Below are 8556 nucleotides of genomic sequence, written 5' to 3'. Positions count from 1 at the left end.
TTTTTCACCGCCTCGCTCGAGCAGGCCGACCCGGAAATCGCCGCCGCCATCAAGGGGGAGCTCGGCCGGCAGCGCCACGAGGTCGAGTTGATCGCCTCCGAAAACATCGTCAGTCGAGCCGTGCTGGAAGCGCAGGGTTCGGTGATGACCAACAAGTACGCGGAGGGTTATCCGGGCGCGCGGTACTACGGCGGTTGTGAGTGGGTCGACGTCGCCGAGAACCTCGCGATCGATCGTGCCAAGAAGCTGTTCGGCGCGAACTTCGCCAACGTGCAGCCGAACTCCGGCAGCCAGATGAACCAGGCGGTGTTTTTGGCGCTGCTCCAGCCCGGCGACACCTTCATGGGCCTCGACCTCGCAGCCGGCGGCCATCTCACCCACGGCTCGCCCGTCAACATGAGCGGCAAATGGTTCAAGGCAGCGCATTACACCGTGCGCCGCGAGGACCAGATCATCGACATGGACGCGGTCCAGAAGCAGGCCGAGGAGGTCAAGCCGAAGCTGATCGTCGCCGGCGGCTCGGCCTATTCGCGCGCCTGGGATTTCAAGCGCTTCCGCGAGATCGCCGACAGCGTCGGCGCCTACCTGCTGGTCGACATGGCCCACTTCGCCGGTCTTGTCGCCGGTGGCGTGCACGCGTCGCCGGTGCCGTATGCGCATGTCACCACCACCACGACGCACAAGTCGCTGCGCGGCCCCCGCGGCGGCCTGATCCTCAGCAATGACGAGACGCTCGCCAAGAAGCTCAACTCCGCGATCTTCCCGGGTCTGCAGGGCGGCCCGCTGATGCACGTCATCGCGGCGAAGGCGGTCGCCTTTGGCGAGGCACTGCGTCCGGACTTCAAGGTCTATGCCAAGAACGTCGTCGAGAACGCCAAGGCGCTGGCCGAGGCGATGAAGAGCCACGGGTTCGATATCGTCTCCGGCGGCACCGACAACCATCTGATGCTGGTCGATCTCAGGCCGAAGGGCCTGAAGGGCAACGTATCGGAGAAGGCGCTGGTCCGCGCCGCCATCACCTGCAACAAGAACGGCATTCCGTTCGACCCCGAGAAGCCCTTCGTCACGTCGGGCCTGCGGCTCGGCACCCCCGCCGCGACCACCCGCGGCTTCGGCGTTGCCGAATTCCAGCAGGTCGGCGGTATGATCGCCGAGGTGCTCAACGCGATCGCACAGTCCGACGACGGCAAGGCGCCGCTGGTGGAAGCCGCGATCAAGGAACGGGTCAAGGCGCTCACCGACCGGTTCCCGATCTATCAGTAAGGTCAGGCCAAGCGGATGCGGTGTCCGAACTGCAACAGTCTCGATACGCAGGTAAAGGACTCGCGTCCGACAGAGGACTCGTCCGTGATCCGCAGGCGGCGCGTGTGCGTCGCCTGCAATTTCCGCTTCACCACCTTCGAGCGCGTGCAGCTGCGCGAGCTCACGGTGATCAAGCGCAATGGCCGCCGCGTGCCGTTCGACCGTGACAAGCTGATGCGCTCGGTGCAGATCAGCTTACGCAAGCGGCAGGTCGAGCCGGAGCGGGTGGAGAAGATGGTCTCCACCATCGTGCGGGAGCTCGAGACCGGGGGCGAGGCCGAGATCTCCTCGGAGGTGATCGGTGAGACCGTGATGGAGCATCTGCGCACGCTCGACGACGTCGCCTATGTGCGCTTCGCCTCGGTGTACCGCAATTTCCGCGAAGCCAAGGATTTCGCCGACGTGCTCGGCGAGCTCTCCGGTGAGGAGGAAGCGCGGCTCGCCGCGATCCGCAAATGATCTTCCGCATATTGGAGGATCAGTTCGCGCAGAAGGCCCGCGACGCCAAAGAGGCCGACCGCCGCTTCATGGAGCTTGCTCTCTCGCTGGGTAGGCGCGGGCAGGGGCGGACCTGGCCCAATCCGGCCGTGGGCGCCGTGATCGTCAAGGACGGCGTCATCGTCGGCCGCGGCTGGACGCAGCCCGGTGGACGGCCGCATGGCGAGCCCGAGGCGCTGCGGCGCGCGGGCGAAGCGGCGCGGGGCGCCACGCTCTACGTCACCCTCGAGCCGTGCTCGCATTTTGGGAAGTCGCCGCCTTGCGCCGACGCGATCATTGCCGCGGGTATCAAGCGCGTGGTGGCGGCGATCGAAGATCCCAATCCGGATGTGGCGGGCCAGGGCCATGCGCGCTTGCGTGCCGCCGGCATCGCGGTGGATGTCGGTCTGTGTGCGGCAGAGGCCGCGTTCGACCACGCCGGGCATTTCCGCCGCATCCGGGACGGGCGTCCGCATGTGATCCTGAAGCTCGCCGTTTCTCCCGATGGCAAGATCGGCGCCGCCGGCCGCAAGCCGGTCGCGATCACCGGCGAGGCCGTTCGCGATCGCGTGCATCTTCTTCGCGCGCAGAGCGACGCCATCCTGGTCGGCATCGGCACGGTGCTGGCAGACGATCCGCAGCTCAACTGCCGGCTCCCCGGCATGGCGGCGCGCTCGCCGGTGCGGGTGTTGCTCGACCGGAGCCTGCGCATTCCGGCCTCGAGCCAGCTTGTGCGCTCCGCGCGCGAGACGCCGCTCTGGGTGATCGGTTCTGAACTCGCAGAAGCTGCGGCCGCGACCCGCCTTGGCGCTGCCGGTGCGCAAATCATGCGCATGCCTCCAGGCAGTGCATCCGGGCTCGATCTTCCAGCCGTGCTGCATGCGCTGGCGGAGAAGGGCATCTCGCGGCTGATGGTCGAGGGCGGCAGCCGCGTTGCGGCCTCATTCGTCGCGGCCGACCTCGTCGACGAGATCTGGCTGTTCCGCGGGACGGAAGCGGTCGGCGAAGGCGGCGTCGATGCGCTCGATGCATTGCCCCTGTCGAAAATCACGCAGTCGCAGGCCTACAAGGTTCATGCTAGCGAGACATTCGGTCACGATACTCTCACCATCTACGAGCGCGCCTAACATGTTCACCGGCATTGTCACCGATATCGGCGAGATCGTCAGCTTCACGCCAACGGCGCAGGGGCAGCTGCACCGGCTGCGCATTGCCTGCCGCTACGATCAGACCACCATTGCCGACGGCGCCTCGATCGCCTGCAATGGCGTCTGCCTGACGGTGGTGGCCTCGGGCGTTGCCGACGGCAAAACGTGGTTCGACGTCGACGCCGCCGCCGAGACGCTGGCGCTGACGACGGCAAAGCACTGGAAGGTGGGAACGAGGCTCAATCTCGAGCGCGCGCTGAAGATCGGCGATGAGCTCGGCGGCCATATCGTCGCCGGCCATGCCGACGGTATCGCCACGATCGTCAGCCGCGAGGACCTGCCCGACATGGCCCGGTTCGTACTCTCGACGACGCGCGAGCTGGCGCGCTTCATCGCCACCAAGGGCTCGATCACGCTCGACGGCGTCTCGCTGACGATCAATACGGTTGCAGACGTGACCTTTTCGGTGCTGATCATCCCGCACACACTGACGGTCACGACGATCGGCGGCTGGAAGGCGGGGGCCGAGGTCAATATCGAGGTCGACCTGATGGCCCGCTACGCGGCGCGGCTGACGGAAATGAAGTGACGGCGAAGCCGTCATTCCGGGGCGGCTCGAAGAGCCGAACTACGGTGCGCAATTGCGCACCTGAGAATCTCGAGATTCCGGGTTCGTTGCTTCGCATCGCCCCGGAATGACAGTTTAAAACTTGGCTTAGCCTCTGGCGGCGACTACATAGCGCCGACCCCTTTCGAAACGGATTGAACGATGGCAGACGCGCGGCGCGCACCCCTGAAGGACCAGACCGACATTTCCGGCGCACGCGCGCTGATTGTCGAGGCGCGGTTCTATGACGACCTCCAGGACGCGCTGCTCGACGGCGCGGTGGCCGAGCTGAAGGCGGCCGGTCTGACCCATGACGTCATCACGGTTCCCGGCGCGCTGGAGATCCCGGCCGCGGTGGCCATCGCGGTCGATGCCGCGGCGGCGAACGGCAGGCCCTATGACGCGGTCATCGCGCTTGGCTGCGTGATCCGCGGCGACACCATCCATTTCGAGATCGTCTCGCAGGAATCCGCCCGCGCGCTGATGGACCTCGCGGTGGCGCGGAAGCTGCCGCTCGGCAACGGCATTCTCACCGTCAACACCGAAGCGCAGGCCTGGGCGCGGGCCCGCGCCAGCGAACTCGACAAGGGCGGCGATGCCGCGCGCGCGGCGCTTGCGATGCTGCGCATCAAACGCCGCCTGGCGCGGGCCTGAAGCCATGGCTGACAACACCAAGAAGCCGGCGGGGCTCAACGAGAAGAAGGCGAACCGGCGCGGTGCGGCCCGCCTCGCGGCCGTGCAGGCGCTGTACCAGATGGACATCGCAGGCGCCGGCATCAACGACATATTCGCCGAGTTCGAGAGCCACTGGCTCGGCAACGAGGTCGAGGGCGACACGTATCTGCCGGCGGAAGCCGCCTTCTTCCGCGACGTCGTCTCCGGTGTCGTCCGCGACCAGAAGAAGCTCGATCCCCTGATCGACGAGGCGCTGTCGAAAGGCTGGCCCCTGAAGCGGATCGAGGCGATCCTGCGCGCGGTGCTGCGGGCCGGGGCCTATGAGCTCCAGCATCGCAAGGACGTGCCGGGCCGTGTCGTCGTCTCCGAATATGTCGACGTCGCCAATGCCTTCGTCGATCGCGAGGAGACCGGCATGGTCAATGCCGTGCTCGACCAGATCGGCCGCCAGTTTCGCGGCGATGAGTTCGGGCGCGGGTAATTGAGACAACGACTTCCGCCGTAGCCGTCACCCCTGCGCAATGGCGAAGCCATTGTCGCTGGAGGTGCCGGAGCGAAGCGGAGGCCTTGAAGGGCGGCGGCGTGCCGCTGAGGTCGCACCTCGGCCGTCCATCCTTCGAGGCTCGCAAGGGCTCGCACCTCAGGATGACGGAGCTGGTATCGTGACGCAGGACAAATACCAAACCTCCGCCGAAGACTCCCTCATCGCGCGTTATTTCAAGCCGCTGGCGACCGATCCCGGTGCGCTCGGGCTGGTCGACGACGCCGCGATCCTGGCCTCATCCGGCGACGACATCGTCGTCACCACCGATGCCGTGGTCGAGGGCGTGCATTATCTTGCCGCCGATCCCCCTGACACCATCGCGCGCAAGGCGCTGCGGGTGAATCTGTCTGATCTCGCCGCCAAGGGTGCAGTGCCTGCCGGCTTCGTGCTGACGCTGGCGCTGCGCAGCAAGGAAGACTCCTGGCTCCGGCCGTTTGCGGACGCGCTGGGCGAGGACGCGAAGAGCTTCGGCTGTCCGCTGCTCGGCGGCGACACGGTGTCGACGCCGGGACCGCAGATGATCTCGATCACCGCCTTCGGCCGCGTGCCGAAGGGACGGATGGTCGGCCGCACCGGCGCCAGGGCCGGCGATCGTATCCTGGTGACCGGCACGATCGGCGATGCCGCGCTCGGCCTTGACGTGCTCACCGGCGGCGCGGTGGCCGGGGCCCTCATGTCTGATTCCGCTGCGCGGGATTTGCTGGTGTCGCGCTATCGCATGCCGCAGCCGCGCAACGCGCTGGCGCAGGCCGTGCGCGAACATGCGTCGGCCGCGATGGACGTCTCCGACGGCCTCGCCGGCGACCTCGCGAAGCTCTGCGCCGCCTCCGGCGTCTCGGCGGCGGTCGAGGTGGCGAGCGTGCCGCTCTCGGCTGCGGCGGCGGGGCTGATTGCCCGTAACGTCGTTGGCGTCGAGACGTTGCTGGCCGGGGGGGATGATTACGAGGTGCTGTGCACGGTGCCGCCGGCGCAAAGCGATGGGCTGATTGCTGCGGGGCGAGCCGTCGGCGTTGCCGTCTCGGTCATAGGCACGATCATCGCGGGCCCGGAGCGCCCGCGCTTCCTGGATGGGCAGGGCCAGGAACTGGCCTTGAAACGCCTATCCTATAGTCACTTCTAGGAATTGCTCCAAACCGACGGGCAGGCTCTCAAGGTTCGTCTAAATACCTGCCGAGATCGGTCTTTTCGGCTCTATCCGGCGTTGCACCCTCAATTTGATTTTGGCAAGCTTGTGGCTGACTGGAGCCGTCCCTTCGGGAAAGGGGCGGCTTTGTTCAAAATCAAGGCGCTGCACCGCACGACGGACAACAAAAGGCGCCGGGGGTACATCAAGGATCTGAGGCAAAAATCACATGACAGCATTATGGTTGATAGTGCTCTGCGGAGTGCTTTCCGTCGTCTACGCGATTTGGGCGACGTCTTCGGTGTTGGGCGCGGATGCGGGGTCGCCGCGCATGCAGGAAATTGCAGGAGCGGTGCGCGAAGGCGCACAGGCCTATCTCCGGCGCCAGTACACCACGATCGGTATCGTCGGCATCGTCATCTTCGTGCTGCTTGCCTATTTCCTCGGTCTCTATGTCGCGATCGGTTTTGCCATCGGCGCCATCCTGTCGGGGGCGGCCGGCTTCATCGGCATGAACGTCTCGGTCCGCGCCAATGTGCGCACCGCCCAGGCCGCGACGACGTCCCTGGCCGGTGGCCTCGAGCTCGCCTTCAAGGCGGGGGCCATCACCGGACTTCTGGTGGCCGGTCTCGCGCTGCTGGGTGTGACCCTCTATTTCGGCTTCCTGGTCCACTCGCTGAAGCTCGCGCCTGACAGCCGTACCGTGGTCGACGCCATGGTGGCGCTCGGCTTCGGCGCCTCGCTGATCTCGATCTTCGCCCGTCTCGGCGGCGGCATCTTCACCAAGGGTGCGGACGTCGGCGGTGACCTCGTCGGCAAGGTCGAGGCCGGCATTCCCGAGGACGATCCGCGCAACCCGGCCACGATCGCCGACAACGTCGGCGACAATGTCGGCGACTGCGCCGGCATGGCCGCCGACCTGTTCGAGACCTACGCGGTGACCGCGGTCGCCACCATGGTGCTGGCGGCGATCTTCTTCGCCAAGACGCCGATCCTCGCCAACATGATGACGCTGCCGCTCGCCATCGGCGGCATCTGCATCATCACCTCGATCATCGGCACCTTCTTCGTCAAGCTCGGACCGAGCCAGTCGATCATGGGCGCGCTCTACAAGGGCCTGATCGCAACCGGCATCCTGTCGCTGATCGGCATTGCGGGGGTGATCTACAGCCTGATCGGTTTCGGTAAGCTCGACGGCGTCGACTATACCGGCATGGCGCTGTTCGAATGCGGCGTGGTCGGCCTCGTCGTCACCGCTGCGATCATCTGGATCACCGAATACTACACCGGAACCGACTATCGTCCGGTGAAGTCGATCGCCCAGGCCTCGGTAACCGGTCACGGCACCAACGTGATCCAGGGCCTTGCCGTCTCGATGGAGGCGACCGCGCTGCCTGCGATCGTCATCATCGCCGGCATCCTGGTCACCTACAGCCTCGCGGGCCTGTTCGGCATCGCGATCGCGACCGCGACCATGCTGGCGCTGGCCGGCATGGTCGTCGCGCTCGACGCCTTCGGCCCTGTCACCGACAATGCCGGCGGCATCGCCGAGATGGCAGGCCTGCCCAAGGAGGTGCGCAAGTCGACCGACGCGCTCGACGCGGTCGGCAACACCACCAAGGCGGTGACCAAGGGCTACGCGATCGGCTCCGCCGGTCTCGGTGCTCTCGTGCTGTTTGCAGCCTACAACCAGGACCTCAAGTTCTTCGTTGCGGACAGCGCGCACCACACCTACTTCGCCGGCGTCAATCCGGACTTCTCGCTGAACAATCCTTACGTCGTGGTCGGCCTGCTGTTCGGCGGCTTGCTGCCGTATCTGTTCGGCGCGATGGGCATGACTGCGGTCGGCCGTGCGGCCGGCGCGATCGTCGAGGAGGTGCGGCGTCAGTTCCGCGAGAAGCCGGGCATCATGCAGGGCACCGACAAGCCGGACTACGGCAAGGCGGTCGACCTGCTGACCAAGGCGGCGATCAAGGAGATGATCATTCCCTCGCTGCTGCCGGTGCTGTCGCCGATCGTCGTCTACTTCGTGATCTACGCGATTGCGGGCGGCGGCGCGGCCGGCAAATCGGCGGCATTCTCGGCGGTCGGCGCGATGCTGCTCGGCGTGATCGTGACCGGCCTGTTCGTCGCGATCTCGATGACCTCGGGCGGCGGCGCCTGGGACAACGCCAAGAAGTACATCGAGGACGGCCATTTCGGCGGCAAGGGCAGTGACGCCCACAAGTCCGCCGTCACCGGCGACACGGTCGGCGATCCCTACAAGGACACGGCCGGTCCCGCGGTGAACCCGATGATCAAGATCACCAACATCGTGGCCTTGCTGCTGCTGGCGATCCTGGCGCACTGAGGCAGCCATCACTGGAAATGAAGACCCCCGCGGCCTACGGCGCGGGGGTCTTGCTTTGCGTGCAGGTAGGCGCCGTCCGGCGCGTCATCCCGGGCCGAACCGCCGTGGATTAAGTGAAAATCACCTCATTCAGGAACGGAAATCGGGATGTTCGCGCATCCCAGGCGTGCATCACATTTAAGGTTGCTTAACCGGCCGCCCTCTAGAAATGCGAGAGGCTATCGGCGGCATTCAGCAAGTTCCCGCTGCAGACATGTGAATCCTCTCACATCGTGCGGTGCGAGACGCGCTCTCGGTGTGTTCAGTTGCCTGCCGGCTGCAAAAGGAGGT

Annotated in this window: 8 protein-coding genes; all 8 read left to right on the top strand. The window is 66.1% G+C overall.

The genetic code is table 11. The features are described from left to right. Positions 1-1263 (top strand): serine hydroxymethyltransferase (gene glyA / locus A5906_RS19590; protein ID WP_080137003.1); only part of this gene is annotated, 1263 nt, incomplete at its 5' end. Positions 1264-1278: 15 nt separating this feature from the next. After that, positions 1279-1761 (top strand): transcriptional regulator NrdR, encoded by a 483-nt coding sequence (nrdR, locus tag A5906_RS19585; RefSeq protein ID WP_011087793.1) that lies wholly within the window; start codon positions 1279-1281, stop codon positions 1759-1761. Next, positions 1758-2906, top strand: a complete 1149-nt coding sequence (ribD, locus tag A5906_RS19580) for a bifunctional diaminohydroxyphosphoribosylaminopyrimidine deaminase/5-amino-6-(5-phosphoribosylamino)uracil reductase RibD (RefSeq protein ID WP_080137002.1) — start codon at positions 1758-1760, stop codon at positions 2904-2906. Before nrdR ends, ribD begins: the two co-directional genes overlap by 4 nt. A gap of 1 nt (position 2907) precedes the next feature. Then, positions 2908-3516 carry a riboflavin synthase gene (locus tag A5906_RS19575; protein ID WP_080137001.1) on the top strand — a complete coding sequence of 203 codons (609 nt, stop codon included), beginning with the start codon at positions 2908-2910 and terminating at the stop codon, positions 3514-3516. A gap of 180 nt (positions 3517-3696) precedes the next feature. Further along, complete coding sequence (gene ribH, locus A5906_RS19570) at positions 3697-4188, top strand: 6,7-dimethyl-8-ribityllumazine synthase (protein ID WP_080137000.1); 492 nt, start codon at positions 3697-3699, stop codon at positions 4186-4188. 4 nt (positions 4189-4192) lie between these two features. Beyond that, entirely contained in the window at positions 4193-4690 is a 498-nt protein-coding gene (nusB, locus tag A5906_RS19565; protein ID WP_080136999.1) for a transcription antitermination factor NusB, read from the top strand. Positions 4691-4871: 181 nt separating this feature from the next. Further along, complete coding sequence (gene thiL, locus A5906_RS19560) at positions 4872-5873, top strand: thiamine-phosphate kinase (RefSeq protein WP_080136998.1); 1002 nt, start codon at positions 4872-4874, stop codon at positions 5871-5873. A 232-nt stretch (positions 5874-6105) separates the two neighbouring features. Then, the gene (locus A5906_RS19555; protein ID WP_080136997.1) at positions 6106-8226 is read left to right on the top strand and encodes a sodium-translocating pyrophosphatase; all 2121 of its coding nucleotides are present in this window, start codon (positions 6106-6108) and stop codon (positions 8224-8226) included. The last annotated feature ends 330 nt before the right edge of the window (positions 8227-8556 follow it).

The sequence above is a fragment of the Bradyrhizobium sacchari genome (assembly GCF_002068095.1).
In the GTDB taxonomy this organism is placed as follows: Bacteria; Pseudomonadota; Alphaproteobacteria; order Rhizobiales; family Xanthobacteraceae; genus Bradyrhizobium; species Bradyrhizobium sacchari.
Note: the sequence above shows the minus strand (reverse complement) of the source record. Positions and strands in the feature narration are given on the sequence as shown.